Below are 18,164 nucleotides of genomic sequence, written 5' to 3'. Positions count from 1 at the left end.
GACGTGGGTTGAACGACTGCCGTCGCGGCATCGAAGCGTTCCGGCGCCAAGCGCGGGCTCGCTGGGCCGACAGTGCATTGCGGCGGGGCTTGCAGGCCTGGATCAGCGAGCTGATCGGTCTGCTGCCGCCGCGCCTCGCCGCGCAGCTGGATCGTCAGGGGCAGACGCGCTGGCTCCATTGGCCGCTGGCGGCGACAGAGGTGGATGCCCGGCCGGCGATTCTGCTGCTGCCGGCACCCCACGCCATGGTTCAGCGCATCACGCTGCCGGCGGCGGCGGTGCGTCATCTGAATCGTGTGCTGCGCTACGAGCTTGACCGGTATTTTCCGTTCGCGCCGGACGAGCTGCACATGGTGGCTCGCGTGCTGCGAAAGGACGGCGACTCGGCACAGGTGCAAGTCGTGGCGGTGGCTCAAGAGCGCCTCGACGCGATAGTGACGGCGTGCCACGAACGGGGCGTGCGGCTGAAGGCGATCGATGTCCTGGACGCCGACGGTGAGCGACTGGGGGTGGATCTGTTGCCGGCCGGCGCCGGGGCGCGTGCCTCGTCAGCGGTGCGGTTGGATCGCTGGCTCGGCGTCGCCTGTCTGGTACTGGCGGTGGGTCTGGCCGCGACCTTTCTGTACCGCGAGCAGCAGCGTCTCGAATCGATGCAGACGACCGTTGCCGATCAACGCGAGCAGGTGCAGCGGCTGCAGACGATGCGCCAGCAGCTCGAGGCCACAGTGGGCGCATCCCGCTATCTGAGCGAGCGCAAGGCGTCTCGGGCGACGCTTAGCGAACTGCTGGCTGAGCTCACGACCTGCCTGGGAGAGGAGGATTGGGTGAGTGAACTGTCGCTCGAAAACGGCAGCGATATCACTTTTTCCGGTCAGAGTTCGCGGGCCAGCGCGCTCATCGCGCGGGTTCGGGAGTGCCCGAATCTCGAGCAGGTCCGCTTTCAGGGAGTGATACAGTCCGACGACTCGACGGGGCAGGAGCGCTACTCGCTACGCGCATCGTTGCGGGAACGCGACCCCACGTTAAAGGAGGGTGCCAATGCGAGCGCTGACGAGTCGTGAACGCAAGATTGCGGCCCTGGGGGGGCTGGCGCTGCTGGTGTGGTTGGTCTGGTATGTGTTGGTCCAACTTGCCTTTCTCGCGCCGTTACAGGACATTCGAAGCGCTCAGTCGGAGCTTCGCCAGCAGCAGCAGCGCTACGCCCGGTTCATTGCTCGCAGCGACGGGCTGGCCGAGGCACTGGCGCAATCGCGAGAGCACCCCGAACGTCAGACGAGCCTGCTGCCGGGCAGTGACCCGAACGCGGTCGCCGCGGATCTGACACAACGCGTACTGGAGCGGGTCCGACGCCACGCCGATGAGGGGCCGGGCTGCGAGGTGACGCAGCGCAGGCCGATCGCCGCTGCCTCGGCCGCGCCGGGCGAGCCCTATCGGCCAGTCAAGGCGAGTCTGACGCTGGCTTGTGCCATCGAACCGCTGGCCCATGTGCTGCATGACCTGGAGTACGGCCACCCGAGCCTGTTCATCGATGAAGCGAGTATCCACCGGCGCGACGCCGCGGCCGCCGGCGAGGGCCCGGGGCGACTACAGGTCAACCTGCTGGTGCGAGGTTATCTCCAGGCGGCGTCGGAGGACGATACATGACCCCGTCTCGCGTCGGAGGCACGGCCTCTATCCGTCGCGTCCCGCGCGCGCTGACGCTCGCCCTGATTCTGCTCAGTGCAGGGCTGCTCGGCGCGCTGGTCTGGCTGCTGCGCACGCCCGTCGAGCCTGACTGGCTGCCGCCGGGATCGACGCCGGCCCAGTCCTATGACAGTGCCGAGATCACGCCGCCGTCGCTCAGCGCTGCGGAGCTCTCCGCCATTGGTCAGCGACCGATCTTCAGCCCGCAGCGCCAGCCCGACCCGGCCGCCGAGCGCCAGCCGACCCAGCCTTTTCCGCCGGTGACCCTGACCGGCATCTTCGCCAACGGCGAGTCGCGCTGGATCTATCTACATCAGCCGGGCAAGCCCGGCACCCGGCTCGAGCCGGGAGAAACACTGGAGGGGGGCTGGAGGCTCAGTGAACTCGGTCCACGCTCTGCGACTTTCATCCGACAGGATGAGCGTCGCACGCTCAGTCTACCGATGAAGCGTCTGCCGCCGCCCGCCGAAAACTCCGCCATGACACTGCCGTCGTTCAAGACACCATGATGCCAACGCTACCGATTCGATTGTTTCGCCCCTCGCTGCACTCACCCCTGGCGGGCCTGGTGCTGCTGCTTTCCGTCGCGGGGTGCGCCTCCACGCCGCACGAGCTGACGGGGGATCCCGCTCTGCTCAAGGAAGCCTTCAGCGGTGCCGACCGTCCGGCGCCGTCACCTGACCTTGCTGCCGATGCTGCGCGATCCGAGACGGGGGGCGCGGCGGTCGGGGAAACGCCGCCACAGCAGCGGATCATCACTGGCAGCCAACAATTCATCGATCCGCAGGAGGCCCGGCCCGCCGCCAACGCCGGCGAGGGCGATGTGGTCTTCAACTTCACCGACCAGCCGATCGAAGCGGTGATCAATAGCGTCATGGGAGATTTGCTGGGCGAGAACTACAGCATCGCCCAGGGGGTAGAGGGGTCGGTGAGCTTCTCTACCGCGCGGCCCGTCGATCAACAGCAGGCGCTGTCGATTCTCGAGACCCTGCTGTCGTGGACCGGCAACGCGATGATTCGCCAGGGGGATCGCTATGTGATTCTGCCGGCGAACCAGGCGGTTGCCGGCAAGCTGGTACCGCAGATGCCGATGTCCGAGCCGGCCGCGGGCCTCTCTGCACGGCTCTACCCGCTGCGCTATATCGGTGCGACGCAGATGAAGAAGCTGCTCGAGCCCTTCGTCCGCGAAAATGCCTTCCTGACGGTTGACTCGACGCGCAACGTCATCGGACTGGCCGGCACGCCGGACGAGCTGGCGAACTACCAGGACACCATCGATACCTTTGACGTGGACTGGCTCAAGGGCATGTCACTGGGGGTCTATGGCCTGCAGCGCGCCTCGGTGGCCGAACTCATGCCGCAGCTACAGAAGGTGTTCGGTGAAGATAGCGAGACGCCGCTGTCGAGCATGGTGCGTTTTCTGCCCAACGAGCGGACCAATTCGATCATCGCCATCTCCTCGCAGCCGGATTACCTCCAGGAAGTCGGGCAGTGGATTCGCGCCATCGACGAGGGGGGCGGCAACGAGCCACAACTCTACGTCTACGACGTACGCAACATGAAAGCGGCAGACCTCGCGGGCTACCTGCGCCAGATCTACGGTGGCGATGGGGCCGGGACCGAAGCACCCGCCGACGTCGCCCCGGGTCTCCAGACCACCGATCTCTCGACGCTCAATGGCTCCGGCGGCTTCGGCGGGACCGGAGGCAGCGATTCGATGCTGGGCGGTAACGGTAACGGTGTCGGCCTGTCGACACAGACGGAACGAGACTCGGACAGCGTCGACGAGCCCAGCAGGTCTTCGCGCGGCGGCGGGGTTTCTCTCGGTGGCAACGGCAACGGCACAATGCCATCCGTGCGCATCACCGCCCAGCAGAGCAGCAATCAGCTTCTGGTACGAGCACGGCCCGCACAGTGGAAAGAGATCGAATCGGCGATTCAGCGGTTGGACAATCCGCCGCGTCAGGTACAGATCGAGACCCGGATCCTCGAGGTCCGGCTCTCCGGCGATCTCAATATGGGTGTTCAGTGGTATCTGGGCCAGCTCGCCGGCAACGCCTCGAGCGGCGGCACCATCAATGAGAGTGGCAGCCAGGGGGCGTTGGGTGCAGGGGGCGCGGCACTGGGCAACAGCTCGGCCTTCTACTCGTTCGTCAGCGACAATCTGCAGGTCGCGTTGCGGGCCCTTGAGCGTCGCGGCCTGACGCAGGTGCTCTCGGCGCCATCGCTAGTGGTCCTCAACAACCAGCAGGCGCAGATCCAGGTCGGCGACAACGTGCCGATCAGCCAGACGACGGTCAACACAGCCAATGCCGACACCACACTCAGCAGCGTCGAATACGTGCAGACCGGTGTCATTCTCGACGTTGTGCCGCGTATCAATCCCGGCGGGCTGGTCTACATGGACATTCGACAGCAGGTGAGCGACGCCGACGACAGTGGCAGCACTGCCGACCAGTCCAACCCGCGCATCTCGACGCGGGCGGTCTCGACCCAGGTCGCAGTGCAGAGCGGTCAGACGGTCCTGCTGGGTGGCCTGATCCAGCAGAACAACTCCGAGTCCGATACCCGGGTGCCCTGGCTCTCCTCGATCCCCGGACTGGGTTGGCTCTTCGGCAGCCGTTCCGAAGGGCGCGACCGCACCGAGATGATCGTGTTGATTACCCCCAAGGTGGTCAACGACCCGGTACAGGCGCGTCAGGTCACCGACGACTATCGTCAGCGGATGCAGCTGCTCAAGGCGCAGATGGACAACGCCGAGGCGCGCTGACGCCAGGGGAGTGACAGACGGTCAGCCAATGAAAAGGGCGCCCCGATGGGGCGCCCTTTGTCGTCATGCGAGCGAGGAAATTCTTCCGGCGCTCAGGTCGTGGCGGCCTCGCCCTGGCGATAGGCATCGCGCTGCCTGACCCGGCCGCGCTTGAACTTCTCGCGCATCAGCGACTCCATCCCCTCCAGGGGAATGCCCTTGGTCTCGGGGACAAAACGCCAGACGAGCAGCAGGCTGACCAGCGTAATGGCGCCAAAGAGCCAGAACGGGAAGGCACCGTTGAAGATGGCGTTGAGCCACTCGCTGCCGCGCATCATCGGGAAGGTCTGGGCGACGATGAAACCGGCAGTCCACTGGGCGCCCATCGCCATGGCCATCCCCGACCCGCGAATCGCGTTGGGGAAGATCTCGGAGAGCAGCGTCCAGCTGCAGCAGCCCCAGGAGATGGCGTAGCCCACGACGTAGACCATGATGGCGAGCATCGCCGTATAGCCCTGAATGTCGAACCAGAAGATGGCGCCGAGCAATACCATGCTCGCGATGCAGGCGAGCGACCCGACGGTGAGCAGCTTGATACGGCCCATACGGTCGATCATGTACATGCCGGCGAGGTTGCCGAAGATGAAGACGATGCCGATGAAGCCGGTCTGCAGGAGTGCGCTATCGGTGGAGTCGGTGACGCTGGAGAGCACCGTGGGGGCGTAGTACATCACCACGTTGACACCGGAGAACTGCTGCGCCGCGGAGAGGAAGATACCCACCAGGGCGATCCCCATCATGATCGGGCGACGCAGGGCGCTACGCGAGCTGCGCTGCTCGTCGCGGCGCTGGCGATTCATCGCACGTCGGCCGGTGGAGTTGCCTTCGTCGAGAGAGCGACGCACGTCCTCGACCATCGGTTCGACCTGATCGCTCGGAGTAAAGCGCTTTAGGATGCCGCGTGCCCGATCGTACTGGCCGCGCATGATGCACCAGCGCGGCGATTCGGGAACCAGCAGCAATAGCAGGCCGAACAGCACCGCCGGAATCGCCTCGGAGCCGAGCATCCAGCGCCAGCCGTAGTCGGTCAGCCACGCCTCGGCGGCATCCCGCGCAATGAAGTAGTTGACGAAGAAAACGATGGTCTGGCCCACCACCAGCGACTGCTGGAACATGCTCAGCGTGCGGCCGCGCCAATGTTGCGGCGCCAGCTCCCCCATGTACATCGGCGAGACGACGCTGGCGATGCCCACGGCGACGCCGCCGACGAGCCGCAGCAGGATGTAGATCAAAAAATCCGGTGCCAGCGCCGAGCCGATCGCCGAGATCAGAAACAGCACGGCGGCTGTCATCATGGTCATGCGCCGGCCGAGGACGTTGGCAAGCCAGCCGGCCCCCAGGGCGCCGGCGATACTGCCGATGACCACGCTGGACACCGCCCACCCCTTGAGCGTGGGTGAGAGGTCGAAGTGGCGAGTGATGCCGTCTATGGCCCCGGAAATGACTGCCGTGTCATAGCCGAAAAGAATGCCGCCGAGTGCGGCGACAAGGCAGATTGCGAAGATGTAGCCGATCCCGCTCTGCGTTGAATGATCCGTCATATCTAACCGTGTCTTCCTGACAAGTGGTTGGGTCGCCTAGCGATGTCGAGGGGAGACTTTAGTAGAACAACTTGATCTTCGCCAACGACTGGCTGGCGCCTTGCCGTCCGCCTGTTTCGATGCAGTGAGTGTCGGCGCAAGCCGTTCTTCCAAAACAAAAAAGGCGCCACAGTGGGCGCCTTGGAGTCACCGTCTTCGTGGGAGGTGTCAGGTCGACGTGGCGACCTCCTGCAGCGAGACCACCTGTTCGATATCGAGGTGGCTGCGGAGCGTCTGCGTATACCAGTCGATGAAGTCGATGACGCCAAACTCGTAGGTCTTGGAGTAGGGTCCCGGCTCGTAGGCGAGGGAGTTGATACCCAGCTGGTTCTCCTCCGCGAGCTTGCGGTCCTGATCGTTGGTCGCGTCCCACACCTGACGCAGACGGTTGACGTCGTAATCCACGCCTTCGACCGCGTCCTTGTGCACCAGCCATTTGGTGGTCACCAGGGTCTCCTGCGGGCCGAGCGGTAGCACGCGGAACACCACGGCGTGATCGCCCATGAAATGGTTCCAGGAGTTGGGCAGGTGCAGAATCCGCAGCGAGCCCAGGTCGGCGTTGGGCAGATGCCCCATCAGGCGCTGGCTGCCCTGCTTGCCATCGAGAGTCATCGAGACGATGCCATCGAGCAGCGGCGTGCGGGTCAGGCGGTTGCGCTTGCCAAAGCGCTTGAGCTGCCAGGGCACGTCGCACTGCGTCCAGTCGGCCTGCTTGCGTGCGACCAGATCGCGATACTGGCCGGTGGAGCGCGGATCGTCAGTGTCGTCGAACTCGATCAACGAGTTGAGCAGTTCCGGGTGCGAGCCGCTGCAGTGGTAGCACTCGCGATTGTTCTCGAGGACCAGCTTCCAGTTGGCCCGCTCGACGATGTTCGACTCGACCGCGACCTTGACGTTGTCCATCTCGTAGGGAGAGAGGTAGTGCTCCAGCGAGACCAGGAAGTCGTCGATCGGCTCCGGGTCGTCGCTCAGATTGATGAACGCGAACCCGCCGGCGGTCCGGATGGCGACCGGCTTTAGACCGTAGGCGCTGGTATCGAAGTCCTCGCCCATGTCGCTGCCGGCAAAGAGCAGGCGGCCGTCGAGTTCGTAGGTCCACTGATGATACGGGCAGACCAGCTTGGCGACCTTGCCCTTGTCCTTGAGGCAGAGTCTGGAACCCCGATGGCGACAGACGTTATGGAAGGCGTGGACGCGGTTCTCCGCGCCGCGAACGACGATAATCGAGTTGTCGCCGATCTCGACCTTGAAGTAGTTGCCCTTGGCGGGTATCTCGCAGGTCATGCCGGCGAAGATCCACTGCTTCTCGAAGATCTCCTGCATGTCCAGGCCGAATACGTGCGGATCGTTGTAGAACGGCTGGGGCAGCGAAAACGCCGGCTTGCGCTCGTCCAGCATCGTGGCGACCGCCGCGCGGGTCGCCTCGGGGGAGGTGCCGAGACCCTGGCGGCCGAAGCTGTCGCGGGGAGTTACTGACATGGTCGCATCCTCATCAAATGCAGTGCTCATCAATGCTGTGGGGTCATCCCCGAACACGTCCGTGGGATCGACCGGGCGGTTCGCCCGCGGCCTCGGTCACGGCCGATGACCAGGGTCCAGGTCGCGTGTGGCCCTGCGGCGAAGTGTCGCCCAGCCCTTGTTCGACGAATTGTCCAGCCGCGACATCCAGCGATGCCTGCACGACTCGAAGATGTCATAAATGGGGGCGACGAACGCCGGCGTGAGCTTCGACCTTTCAGCAGGACAGCGCCCGACGTCCCGCGCGGGGCAGGGGAGGCAGGCCACGTCGACCGCTCGATCGGCGATTCGCGCTGTCACCGCCATTTATCGCGGCGTAAAAACGACACGGAATGGTCCGAATCCTGGCGTGATTGGAGTTGGCAGGTATGCCCGTGTCGTTACGGGAAAAGTCGTCGGCTGCGGCGTCGATCAAAATCCGCCTTCATGGGCAATCCACCGGGAGCGCGTGCACGGGCCGCTTCCTCGATCGAGTGCGATGACGATGCAATTTTCCAATCCGGTCAATACGCAAACCTGGACCAACGGTCGCCATCAGGTCCGCTGCGTGAAAATCATCCAGGAAACCTGGAACGTTAAGACTTTCTGTTTCATGGCCGACCAGCCGGTGATGTTTTTCTTCAAGCCGGGCCAGTTCGTCACGCTCGAGCTCGAGATCGACGGCAAGCCGGCGATGCGGTCGTACACGATCTCCAGCTCACCCTCGATTCCCTACAGTTTCTCGATCACGGTCAAGCGCCTGATCGGCGGGCAGGTCTCCAACTGGCTGCACGACAACCTGCGCGTTGGCGACGAGATGGTGGTGCATGGTCCGGTCGGCGACTTCAACGTCATCGATCACCCGGCGGAGAAGGTGCTGATGCTCTCCGGTGGGGTGGGCATCACGCCGCTGATGTCGATGACACGCTGGTTCTTCGATACCAACGCCGCGGTCGATCTGGAGTTCGTCCACTGCGCTCAGGCGCCGGACGACATCATCTATCACCGCGAGCTGATTCACATGTTCTCGCGGCTGCCGGAGTTCAAGCTGCACATCGTCTGCGAGCGCTCCGATGCCATCAGTCAGGCGTGGGCCGGGTTCCGGGGGTATCTCTCCCGCCAGATGCTGAGCCTGATGGCGCCGGACTATCTCGACCGCGAGATCTTCTGCTGCGGTCCGTCGCCTTTCATGAACGCGGTGCGCCAAGTGCTGCTCGAAGACGGATTCGACATGTCGCGTTACCACCAGGAGTCCTTCGGGGCGACGCCGGTGGATGTTCAGGAAGACGTCATCGAGCTTGCCGAACAGGCAGAAGCGGATGCCGAAGAGGTCGACATGGCGGATCTGGTGCCGATCGAATTCAGCGCCAGCGGCAAGAGCATTCGCATCGGCGAAGGGGAAACGATTCATGCGGCCGCCGCCAAGCTGGGACTGCACATTCCCAAGGCCTGCGGCATGGGCATCTGCGGAACGTGTCGCGTCATGAAGACGGAAGGCGAGGTGGAGATGGAGCACAACGGGGGAATCACCGAAGAGGACGAAGCCGAGGGCTACATCCTCTCCTGTTGCACCAAGCCGAGAGGTCCCGTGGTCATCGATTTCTGAACGTGACAGGCGTTTCAGCGGGGGCCGGCGGCGGACCAGTCTACGACTTTTGGACGTCGCCGCTGTCGCAACCACGGCCATGAGTGACGCAAAGAGACAGTTTCCCCCGGGCCTCCGCTCCTACGCTGGGTCGGTAGGCTCCTCGACGAGAGATCGCGCCGGCAGCGACTGGCGGGGAGTCACCAGAGACCAGTCACAGGAGCGCCCTCATGTCATCACCCGCCAACCGTGGCGTCGTATTCCGCGGCGCCGGCAAAGTCGCCGTCGAGAACATCGCCTTTCCCGAGCTGGCACTGGGCAATCGCCAGTGCGAGCACGGCGTCATCCTCAAGATCCTCACCACCAATATCTGCGGTAGTGATCAGCACATGGTGCGTGGGCGCACGACGGCGCCGGAAGGCCTGGTGCTCGGTCACGAAATCACCGGTGAAGTCATCGAATGCGGTCGCGACGTCGAGTTCGTCAAGGTAGGTGACGTCGTCTCGGTGCCGTTCAACGTCGCCTGCGGACGCTGCCGCAACTGCAAGCGCGGGGACACCCATATCTGTCTGCACGTCAACGACGACCGTCCCGGCGGGGCGTACGGCTATGTCGACATGGGCGGCTGGGTCGGCGGTCAGGCCGAATACGTGATGGTGCCGTATGCCGACTTCCAGCTGCTGGTGTTCCCGGATAAAGAGCAGGCCATGGAGAAGATCCTCGATTTGACCATGCTCTCTGACATCTTCCCCACCGGCTTCCATGGCTGTGTGACCGCCGGCGTCCAGCCGGGCTCCACCGTCTATATCGCCGGTGCCGGCCCCGTGGGGCTTGCCGCCGCCGTGTCGGCTCAGCTTCTGGGCGCGGCCTGTGTCATTGTCGGCGACATGAACGAGAAGCGTCTGGATCAGGCAAAGAGCTTCGGCTGCGAGGGGCTCGATCTCAAGCAGGATGCCAGCATGTCGGATCTGATCGAGTCGGTGCTCGGCCATCGTGAGGTCGACTGCGCGGTCGATGCCGTCGGCTTCGAGGCCAACTGCCACGGTCACAATCACTCGCACGAGCAGCCGGCCACCGTGCTCAACGCCGCCATGGAGATCACCCAGGCGGGGGGGGCGGTGGGCATTCCCGGGCTCTACGTCACCGAAGATCCGGGGGCGTCCAGTGATGACGCCAAGCACGGCAATATCTCGATGAAGTTCGGCCTCGGCTGGGCCAAGGCAATGTCGTTCCACACCGGCCAGACGCCGGCAATGCGCTACCAGCGCCAGCTAATGCAGGCGATCCTGCACGACAAGGTGCACATCGGTCGCGCCGTCAACGTCCAGACCATCTCGCTGGATGACGCGCCCAAGGGTTACGCCGACTTCGACGGCGGTGCGGCGAAGAAATTCGTCATCGACCCCCACGGCACGCTGGGCTGAGCGGCTGGTGACAAGCCATGGGCCGGGGCGGATGTCGGCTCCCGGGGCTTGTCGCCTTCGCCGTTGGCGCCGCCTTCAGGGTGCCACAGGCAAGCCCGATAGCGCCGACTCGAGGCGCAGACGAAACAGCCGGCGACGCCTTCGAGCGTTGCCGGCTGTTCTATTGTTGTCCGGCGGCCAGGTAGTCCGGTGGTCCGGTGGTCCGGTGGTCCGGTGGTCCGGTGGTCCGGTGGTCCGGTGATGCGATGATGTTGGAGGCTTTGGCATCCGACGTTCGCCACGGCAGAATCGAGCTCTTATCCTGTCGCCAACGAGACCGACCATGCCCGAACCCATCCGCTGCGCCTGGGCGCAAACCCATCCGCTCAATGCCGACTATCACGACGCCGAGTGGGGGGTGCCTGAATACGACAGTCGTGCGCTATGGGAGAAGCTGATCCTCGACGGTTTTCAGGCGGGCCTCTCGTGGCTGACCATCCTCAAGAAGCGTGACGCCTTTCGCGAGGCGTTCGACGGCTTCGACCCCGAACGCATCGCGCGTTACGACGACAGCGACATCGAGCGTCTGCTGGGCAACGCCGGCATCGTTCGCTCACGGGCGAAGATCGAGGCGACGATCGGCAACGCGCGGGCCTATCTCACCATGCGCGACAACGGCGAAGACTTCTCCGAGTTTCTTTGGGGCAGGGTCGGCGGCAAGCCGATTCAGAATGCCATCCCCAGCGGAACGCACGCGCCCACGCAGTCACCGCTTTCCGTCGAACTCTCCAAGGCGCTCAAGACGCGCGGCTTCAAGTTCGTCGGGCCAGTGATCGTCTACGCCTGGATGGAGGCGGTTGGCATGCTCAATGACCACGCGGAAGATTGTCATCGCCGCGAGCCGGTGGCGCGACTGGGGTAGCGGCAGTGAGCGTGTCGTCGTTGTCGCAAATTCGTCACCGGTGTCGCAAATGAATCCTGGCGTGACGTGACCGCGCATTCCGCACTCTCGGGCGGGCGATACTATCGCCAAAAATGACGTCAAGAATGATCACCCGCCGATCGCCGCTGCCGTGGCACAGAGAGGGCATATGCAACGCTATTCCGGTTTCAGCCTGGTCAAGCATGCGCTGAGTCACCACGAGAACTGGCAGCGCCACTGGCGCAATCCCACACCCAAGAAGCGCTACGACGTCATCATCGTCGGTGGTGGCGGTCATGGTCTCGCCACTGCCTGGTATCTGGCGAAAGAGTTCGGCATTACCAATGTGGCGGTGATCGAGAAGGGCTGGCTGGGCGGCGGCAACACGGCGCGCAACACTACGATCGTGCGTTCCAATTACCTGTGGGACGAGGCGGCTCAGCTCTATAACCACTCGCTGGATCTGTGGAAGGGGCTCTCGCAGGATCTGAACTACAACGTGATGTTCTCGCAGCGGGGCGTGCTCAACCTCGCCCACACGCTCCAGGACATGCGAGACGTCCAGCGCCGGGTCAACGCCAACCGCCTCAATGGCATCGACAGCGAAGTCGTCACTCCGGCGCAGATCAAGGAGATCGAGCCGGCGCTGGATACCTCCAAGCGCGCGCGCTACCCGGTCATGGGGGCCTCGTGGCAGAAGAGTGCCGGTGTCGCGCGTCACGACGCCGTTGCCTGGGGCTACGCGCGCGGCGCCGACTCGCTGGGGGTCGATCTGCTGCAGAACACCGAGGTGACCGGCTTCAAGATTCGCGACGGCAAGGTCTTCGGCGTTCATACCAACCGCGGCGATATCGAAGCGAACACGGTGGGCTGTGTGGCGGCGGGCAACTCCGGCGTTCTCGCCAGCATGGCCGGATTCAAGCTGCCGCTGGAATCCCACCCGCTGCAGGCGCTGGTTTCCGAGCCACTCAAGCCGATTCTCAACACCGTCACCATGTCCAACCATGTGCATGGTTACGTCAGTCAGTCCGACAAGGGCGATCTCGTGATCGGCGCGGGTATCGACGGCTATCTGGGCTACGGCCAGCGCGGCAGTTTCCCCACTGTCGAGCACACGCTGCAGGCGATCGTCGAGATGTTCCCGATGTTCTCGCGGGTGCGCATGAACCGTCAGTGGGGCGGCATCGTCGATACCTGCCCCGACGCCTGCCCGATCCTCTCCAAGACGAAGGTCAAGGGGCTCTATTTCAACTGCGGCTGGGGCACCGGTGGATTCAAGGCCACCCCCGGTTCGGGGCACGTCTTCGCTGCGAGCCTGGCGAAGGGGGAGATGCATCCGATCGCCGCCCCGTTCTCGATCGACCGTTTCCACACCGGCGCGCTGATCGATGAGCACGGCGCCGCGGGTGTCGCCCACTAGGACCACCCCCTGCGCTCGACGATGCCGCGCCAATGGCGGGCGTGTCGTCGCGCGCGACGTCTTCAAGCGAGTGATCGCCCCAACAATAGCGTGAACGCCTGCCGCCACTGGCGGCGGATGACGAGTCGGGAGACTGCACCATGTTCTATATCCACTGCCCCTACTGCGGCGAGCGACGTGAGGAAGAGGAATTCCACCCCAACGGTCAGGCGCATCTGGTGCGCCCCGCCGATCCCGATAGCGTCAGCGACGAGGAGTGGGGTGACTATCTGTTCTTCCGCGACAATCCGCGCGGGATTCACCACGAGATGTGGGTGCATCGGCTGGGCTGTCGCAAGTTCTTCAACATCACCCGCAACACCACCACCTACGAGATTCTCGAAACCTACCCCATGGGGGAGCAGCCGACGATCACGGCCGAGACCGCGAAGGTTCGCCACGAGCAGGGCGTACAGACCGCCGACGGCGGCTGGCAGACCGTGGGTGCCCGACCCGAGAACAGCACGCTCAACGAGGAGACGCCGTCATGAGCCAGAACAATCGTCTCAGTCAGGGCGGACGCATCGATCGTTCGCGGGTGCTGACCTTCACCTTCAACGGCCAGCAGTATCCGGGGTTTGCCGGCGACACCCTGGCCTCGGCACTGCTCGCCAATGGCGTTGACGTCGTCAACCGCAGCTTCAAGTACTCGCGGCCTCGCGGTATCACCGCCGCCGGTCCCGAGGAGCCCAATGCCATCGTTCAGCTTGGCGCCTCCGAGGCGGCGCAGGTGCCCAACGTGCGCGCCACGCAGCAGGCGCTCTACGACGGGCTGGTGGCGCGGAGCACCAACGGCTGGCCCAACGTTCAGCGCGACGTGATGAGCTGGGTAGGCAAGCTGGGGGGCAGCTTCATGCCGCCGGGCTTCTACTACAAGACCTTCATGGCCCCCGCCTCGATGTGGATGACCTACGAGAAGTTCATCCGCAAGGGGGCGGGGCTCGGCCGCTCGCCCGCCGAGTCGGACCCGGACATCTACGACCACCTCAATCAGCACTGCGATGTGCTGGTGATCGGCGCCGGCCCTGCCGGCCTCACGGCGGCGCTTGCCGCCGCCCGGGCCGGCGCGCGCGTCATCCTCTGCGACGAGCAGGAGGAGATGGGCGGCTCGCTGCTGGATAGCCGCGAGGTCCTGGAGGGGGCCTCGGCGACCGAGTGGGTCGAGAGAGTCGTCGCCGAGCTGGCGGACATGGAGAGCGTGACACTGCTGCCGCGCACCACTGCCAACGGCTATCACGATCACAACTTCGTCACGCTGCATGAGCGCTGCACCGAGCACCTCGCCGATACCGCGGCGGACGCCGGTCGCGCCGGCGAAGTGCGTTCACGACTGCACCGGGTCCGCGCCGAGCGAGTCGTGCTTGCCAGCGGCAGCCACGAGCGTCCGCTGGTCTACGCCAACAACGACGTACCGGGCAACATGGTCGCCGGGGCGATCTCGGTCTATCTGCGTCGCTACGGCGTGGCGCCGGGGCAGCGGCTGGTGCTGACCACCAATAACGATCACGCCTACCGCACGGCGCTGGACTGGAAGGAGGCCGGCCGCGAGGTGGTCGCGGTGGTCGATTCCCGCGCCAATCCGGACGGCGATCGGGTCAAGCAGGTGCGCGATAGCGGTATCCGCGTCATCACCGGCAGCGCAGTGATGGAAGCGAGCGGCAGCCAGCGGGTCAGCGGTGCGCGCGTGGTGGCCATCGACACCACGCGCTTCGTGGTGACCGGCAAGATCGAGGAGCTGGCCTGCGACACCATCGCCAGTTCCGGCGGCTACAGCCCGGTGATCCACCTTGCCTCGCATACCGGCAAGCGCCCGCAGTGGCGTGAAGATCTGCTCGGTTTCGTGCCCGGTGAGGTCAAGGGCATGCACTTCGCCGGCGGCGTCCAGGCGGTCTACGCCCTCGGCGAGACCCTGGCCGATGGCGCCCGTGCGGGTGGCGAAGCCGCCAAGGCAGCGGGCTTCGATCAGGCCGAAGCCATCACCGTGCCGAGCGTCGAGGCGTGCGCCGAGAGTGCCACCAGCGCGCTCTATCAGGTACCTCACGAAAAACCGACGCTGCGCGCCCCCAAGCAGTTCGTTGATCTGCAGAACGACGTCACCGCCGCAGGGGTGGAGCTTGCGACCCGCGAGGGCTTCGAGTCGATCGAGCACGTCAAGCGCTATACGGCACTCGGTTTCGGCACCGACCAGGGCAAGCTCGGCAACATCAACGGCATGGCGATCGCCGCGCGCTGTCTGCACCGCTCGATCCCCGAGGTGGGCACCACCGTCTTCCGGCCCAACTACACGCCGGTCAGCTTTGGCGCCATCGTCGGTCGTCACTGTGGTGAGCTGTTCGATCCCGAGCGCTACACCGCGCTGCATCAGTGGCACGTCGAGAACGGTGCCGAGTTCGAGGACGTCGGCCACTGGAAGCGTCCCTGGTACTTCCCGCGCCAGGTCGACGGCAAGACGGAGACGATGCACGACGCGGTGGCCCGTGAGTGTCTGGCAGTACGCCAGGGGGTGGGGATTCTGGATGCCTCGACGCTCGGCAAGATCGACATCCAGGGACCGGACGCCCGCGAGTTCCTGGGGCGTATCTACACCAACAAGTGGGCCAAGCTCGCCCCCGGGCGCGTGCGTTACGGGCTGATGTGCAAAGACGACGGCATGCTGATGGATGATGGCACCACCAGCTGCCTGGCCGAGAACCACTTTCTCATGACCACCACCACCGGCGGCGCGGCCAGCGTGCTGGAGTGGCTGGAGCTTTGGCACCAGACCGAGTGGCCGGAACTGCAGGTCTACTTCAATTCGGTGACCGATCACTTCGCGACCATGACGGTGACGGGGCCGGAGGCGCGCAAGCTGATGGCGGAAGTGACCGATATCGATCTCGACCGCGAACAGTTCAAGTTCATGGACTGGAAGCAAGGCACGGTGGCGGGCGTGCCGGCGCGAGTGTTTCGCATCTCCTTCACCGGCGAGCTGGCGTTCGAGATCAACGTCCAGGCGAACTATGCCCTGCACGTCTGGAAGGCGCTGTTCGCCCACGGCGAGAAGTACGATCTGACCCCCTACGGCACCGAGACCATGCACGTACTGCGTGCCGAGAAAGGCTTGATCATCGCCGGTCAGGATACCGACGGCTCGGTGACGCCGGAGGATCTCGGCATGCAGTGGGCGGTGGGTTACGACAAGCCGTTCCCCTGGATCGGCAAGCGTGCGCTGACCCGCCCGGACACCGCCCGGGAGGATCGCAAGCAGCTGGTCGGTCTCAAGCCCAAGGATCCGAAGGTGGTGCTGGAAGAGGGCGCGCAGATCGTGCTCGACCGCGAGCAGAAGATCCCCATGACCATGATGGGGCACGTCACCTCCAGCTACTACAGCCCGGTGCTGGAGAGCGGCTTCGCCCTGGCGGTGCTCAAGGGAGGGCGCAACCGCATGGGTGAGACCGTCTATCTGCCGATGTCCGACGGCACCACTCACGAAGCCGAGGTGGTGAACACCGTATTCTTTGATCCCAAGTGGGAGCGCCAGAATGTCTGAAGCCGGTTCTGAAACCAATGTCAGCAACGTCGCCGTGTTCGATACGCATCCCGCCGAGCCGATCGACGCCGAGTCGCCGCTCGCCTGGAGCCGTCAGCGCGGGCTCGTCGATGCCGCCGGCGGCAGCGGTCAGGTGAGCGCGATCGAGCGGCCCTTTCTGGGCCACCTGATCCTGCGTGGTGGCGCCATCACCCTCGACGAGGCGGTCCGCGCCGAGCTGGGGATCAACCTGCCGGGCCAGCCGCTCGGCCTGAATGTCGATGCCGAGGGCAGCCGCTCGGTGCAGTGGCTGTCGCCGGACGAGTGGCTGGTGATCGTCCCCGGGGGGGAAGAGTTCGCGCTGGAGAACCGTCTGCGCGAGCGTCTGGGCGATGCCCACTTTGCCATCGTCAATGTCAGCGGGGGACAGACACTGGTGGAGCTCTCCGGCGACAAGGCCCGCGACGTGCTGATGAAGTCGGTGACCTATGACGTGCACAGTCATGGCCTGCCGGTGGGCAAGGCGGTAGGTACCGTGTTCGCCAAGACCAGCATCAACCTGCGTCGTCCCAGCGAGGCGTGTTTCGAGCTGGTGGTGCGGCGAAGCTTTGCCGACTACTGCGTGCGCTGGCTAAGGGATGCCGGACGCGAATACGGCGTGAGCGTCGAATCCCCGACATCCTGATGATCGGCCGCCATTGCGCAGGCGATGGCGGCCGTGGCTGGAGCCACCATGCAAACGAACAACGACAGGCAAGCCGAAAGCGACAGCTGGATCCTTGCTGCCCAGTGCCCGAGCCGACTGGGGACGGTGGATGTGGTCACGCGCTTTCTCAAGGAGCAGGCGTGCTATATCACCGAACTTCACTCCTTCGATGACTATCGGGGCGGACGGTTCTTCATTCGCGCCGCCTTTCGCCCGGAGCTTGGCGATTTCACCGAAGCCGCCTTCCACGAGCGCTTCGACGCCCGCGCCGCCGAGTTCGACATGACCTTCGAGCTGATGGCGCCCGGCACCCGGTTGCCGGTCGTGATCATGGTGTCCAAGGCGGATCATTGCCTGAACGATCTGCTCTATCGCTACCGTACCGGACAGCTGGCGATCGATGTGCGTGCCATTGTCTCCAATCATCCGGATCTGGAGCCGCTGGCCGCCTGGCACGCGATTCCGTATCACCACCTGCCGGTGGCGCCTGACACCAAGGCGGAGCAGGAGGCGGAGATCCGTCGGGTCGTGCACGACAGCGGCGCCGAGCTGGTGATTCTCGCCCGTTACATGCAGGTCCTCTCGCCGGATCTATGTCATGAATTCGCCGGCCGTGCGATCAATATCCATCATTCGCTGCTGCCGGGGTTCAAGGGCGCCAAGCCCTATCACCAGGCCTACGAGAAGGGCGTGAAGCTGGTCGGCGCCACGGCGCACTACATCAACGACGATCTCGACGAGGGGCCGATCATCGCTCAGGGGGTGGAGACGGTGGATCATGCGCACTACCCGGAGGACCTGGTCGCGCGGGGGCGCGACATCGAGTGTCTGACGCTGGCGCGAGCGGTTCGCTACCATCAGCAGAAGCGGGTTTTTCTGCACTCGGGGCGCACGGTGGTGCTGTCAGGCTGAGCGATACGCCGTCTCTCTCTCCGACTTCGTTTTCGCCTCTCCAGGCCCGCCCTCGCGCGGGCTTTTTTCTGCTTGCCACGGTGCGGGGGCCACGCCACAA

Annotated in this window: 14 protein-coding genes; 12 read left to right on the top strand and 2 right to left on the bottom strand. The window is 64.7% G+C overall.

Going from position 1 to position 18,164, the window contains the following annotated elements; all coding sequences use genetic code 11:
* Nucleotides 1-8 precede the first annotated feature (8 nt).
* The 4 genes from DOM41_RS10175 to gspD are packed head-to-tail and all read left to right on the top strand — an operon-like array spanning nt 9 to nt 4,453.
* The gene (locus DOM41_RS10175) at nt 9-1,061 is read left to right on the top strand and encodes a type II secretion system protein GspL (protein ID WP_157956905.1); all 1,053 of its coding nucleotides are present in this window, start codon (nt 9-11) and stop codon (nt 1,059-1,061) included.
* Nucleotides 1,039-1,644 carry a type II secretion system protein GspM gene (gspM, locus tag DOM41_RS10170; RefSeq protein ID WP_110686760.1) on the top strand — a complete coding sequence of 202 codons (606 nt, stop codon included), beginning with the start codon at nt 1,039-1,041 and terminating at the stop codon, nt 1,642-1,644. The genes DOM41_RS10175 and gspM overlap by 23 nt, the downstream gene beginning before the upstream one ends.
* On the top strand, nt 1,641-2,192 hold the full coding sequence (locus DOM41_RS10165; protein WP_110686759.1) for a hypothetical protein: 552 nt from the start codon (nt 1,641-1,643) through the stop codon (nt 2,190-2,192). Before gspM ends, DOM41_RS10165 begins: the two co-directional genes overlap by 4 nt.
* Nucleotides 2,192-4,453, top strand: coding sequence for a type II secretion system secretin GspD (gene gspD, locus DOM41_RS10160; protein WP_245391803.1), 2,262 nt, complete (start codon nt 2,192-2,194; stop codon nt 4,451-4,453). The genes DOM41_RS10165 and gspD overlap by 1 nt, the downstream gene beginning before the upstream one ends.
* A gap of 92 nt (nt 4,454-4,545) precedes the next feature.
* Here gspD and DOM41_RS10155 read toward each other — a convergent pair whose 3' ends face one another.
* Together DOM41_RS10155 and DOM41_RS10150 are read right to left on the bottom strand one after the other, a co-directional pair.
* Nucleotides 4,546-6,033 carry a sugar porter family MFS transporter gene (locus DOM41_RS10155; RefSeq protein ID WP_110686757.1) on the bottom strand — a complete coding sequence of 496 codons (1,488 nt, stop codon included), beginning with the start codon at nt 6,031-6,033 and terminating at the stop codon, nt 4,546-4,548.
* A 207-nt stretch (nt 6,034-6,240) separates the two neighbouring features.
* Complete coding sequence (locus DOM41_RS10150; protein ID WP_110686756.1) at nt 6,241-7,551, bottom strand: aromatic ring-hydroxylating oxygenase subunit alpha; 1,311 nt, start codon at nt 7,549-7,551, stop codon at nt 6,241-6,243.
* 517 nt (nt 7,552-8,068) lie between these two features.
* Here DOM41_RS10150 and DOM41_RS10145 point away from each other — a divergent pair.
* The 8 genes from DOM41_RS10145 (at nt 8,069) to purU (ending at nt 18,064) form a co-directional block, all read left to right on the top strand.
* Nucleotides 8,069-9,175: an FAD-binding oxidoreductase gene (locus tag DOM41_RS10145; RefSeq protein ID WP_110686755.1), complete on the top strand. Its 1,107-nt coding sequence runs from the start codon at nt 8,069-8,071 to the stop codon at nt 9,173-9,175.
* 209 nt (nt 9,176-9,384) lie between these two features.
* On the top strand, nt 9,385-10,578 hold the full coding sequence (fdhA, locus tag DOM41_RS10140) for a formaldehyde dehydrogenase, glutathione-independent (protein ID WP_110686754.1): 1,194 nt from the start codon (nt 9,385-9,387) through the stop codon (nt 10,576-10,578).
* Between the two features lie 322 nt (nt 10,579-10,900).
* Nucleotides 10,901-11,479: a DNA-3-methyladenine glycosylase I gene (locus tag DOM41_RS10135; protein ID WP_110686753.1), complete on the top strand. Its 579-nt coding sequence runs from the start codon at nt 10,901-10,903 to the stop codon at nt 11,477-11,479.
* Between the two features lie 169 nt (nt 11,480-11,648).
* Complete coding sequence (locus DOM41_RS10130; RefSeq protein ID WP_110686752.1) at nt 11,649-12,899, top strand: sarcosine oxidase subunit beta family protein; 1,251 nt, start codon at nt 11,649-11,651, stop codon at nt 12,897-12,899.
* Nucleotides 12,900-13,039: 140 nt separating this feature from the next.
* The gene (locus DOM41_RS10125) at nt 13,040-13,429 is read left to right on the top strand and encodes a sarcosine oxidase subunit delta (protein ID WP_110686751.1); all 390 of its coding nucleotides are present in this window, start codon (nt 13,040-13,042) and stop codon (nt 13,427-13,429) included.
* Complete coding sequence (locus DOM41_RS10120; protein ID WP_110686750.1) at nt 13,426-16,467, top strand: sarcosine oxidase subunit alpha family protein; 3,042 nt, start codon at nt 13,426-13,428, stop codon at nt 16,465-16,467. Before DOM41_RS10125 ends, DOM41_RS10120 begins: the two co-directional genes overlap by 4 nt.
* Complete coding sequence (locus tag DOM41_RS10115) at nt 16,460-17,131, top strand: sarcosine oxidase subunit gamma (protein ID WP_110686749.1); 672 nt, start codon at nt 16,460-16,462, stop codon at nt 17,129-17,131. Before DOM41_RS10120 ends, DOM41_RS10115 begins: the two co-directional genes overlap by 8 nt.
* A gap of 48 nt (nt 17,132-17,179) precedes the next feature.
* Nucleotides 17,180-18,064 (top strand): formyltetrahydrofolate deformylase, encoded by an 885-nt coding sequence (gene purU / locus DOM41_RS10110; protein WP_110686748.1) that lies wholly within the window; start codon nt 17,180-17,182, stop codon nt 18,062-18,064.
* Nucleotides 18,065-18,164 lie beyond the last annotated feature (100 nt).

This window comes from Salinicola aestuarinus (assembly GCF_003206645.1).
Lineage (GTDB): Bacteria > Pseudomonadota > Gammaproteobacteria > Pseudomonadales > Halomonadaceae > Salinicola > Salinicola aestuarinus.
This window is presented reverse-complemented; position numbering and strand designations above follow the sequence as displayed.

Bases quoted from the DNA above. Each gene is read 5' to 3' on its own strand.
- DOM41_RS10125 (WP_110686751.1), top strand. From the start codon at position 13,040: ATGTTCTATATCCACTGCCCCTACTGCGGCGAGCGACGTGAGGAAGAG.
- DOM41_RS10165 (WP_110686759.1), top strand. From the start codon at position 1,641: ATGACCCCGTCTCGCGTCGGAGGCACGGCCTCTATCCGTCGCGTCCCG.
- DOM41_RS10115 (WP_110686749.1), top strand. From the start codon at position 16,460: ATGTCTGAAGCCGGTTCTGAAACCAATGTCAGCAACGTCGCCGTGTTC.
- fdhA (WP_110686754.1), top strand. From the start codon at position 9,385: ATGTCATCACCCGCCAACCGTGGCGTCGTATTCCGCGGCGCCGGCAAA.
- DOM41_RS10145 (WP_110686755.1), top strand. From the start codon at position 8,069: ATGACGATGCAATTTTCCAATCCGGTCAATACGCAAACCTGGACCAAC.
- gspM (WP_110686760.1), top strand. From the start codon at position 1,039: ATGCGAGCGCTGACGAGTCGTGAACGCAAGATTGCGGCCCTGGGGGGG.
- DOM41_RS10150 (WP_110686756.1), bottom strand. From the start codon at position 7,551: ATGTCAGTAACTCCCCGCGACAGCTTCGGCCGCCAGGGTCTCGGCACC.
- DOM41_RS10155 (WP_110686757.1), bottom strand. From the start codon at position 6,033: ATGACGGATCATTCAACGCAGAGCGGGATCGGCTACATCTTCGCAATC.
- DOM41_RS10120 (WP_110686750.1), top strand. From the start codon at position 13,426: ATGAGCCAGAACAATCGTCTCAGTCAGGGCGGACGCATCGATCGTTCG.
- purU (WP_110686748.1), top strand. From the start codon at position 17,180: ATGCAAACGAACAACGACAGGCAAGCCGAAAGCGACAGCTGGATCCTT.
- gspD (WP_245391803.1), top strand. From the start codon at position 2,192: ATGCCAACGCTACCGATTCGATTGTTTCGCCCCTCGCTGCACTCACCC.
- DOM41_RS10135 (WP_110686753.1), top strand. From the start codon at position 10,901: ATGCCCGAACCCATCCGCTGCGCCTGGGCGCAAACCCATCCGCTCAAT.
- DOM41_RS10130 (WP_110686752.1), top strand. From the start codon at position 11,649: ATGCAACGCTATTCCGGTTTCAGCCTGGTCAAGCATGCGCTGAGTCAC.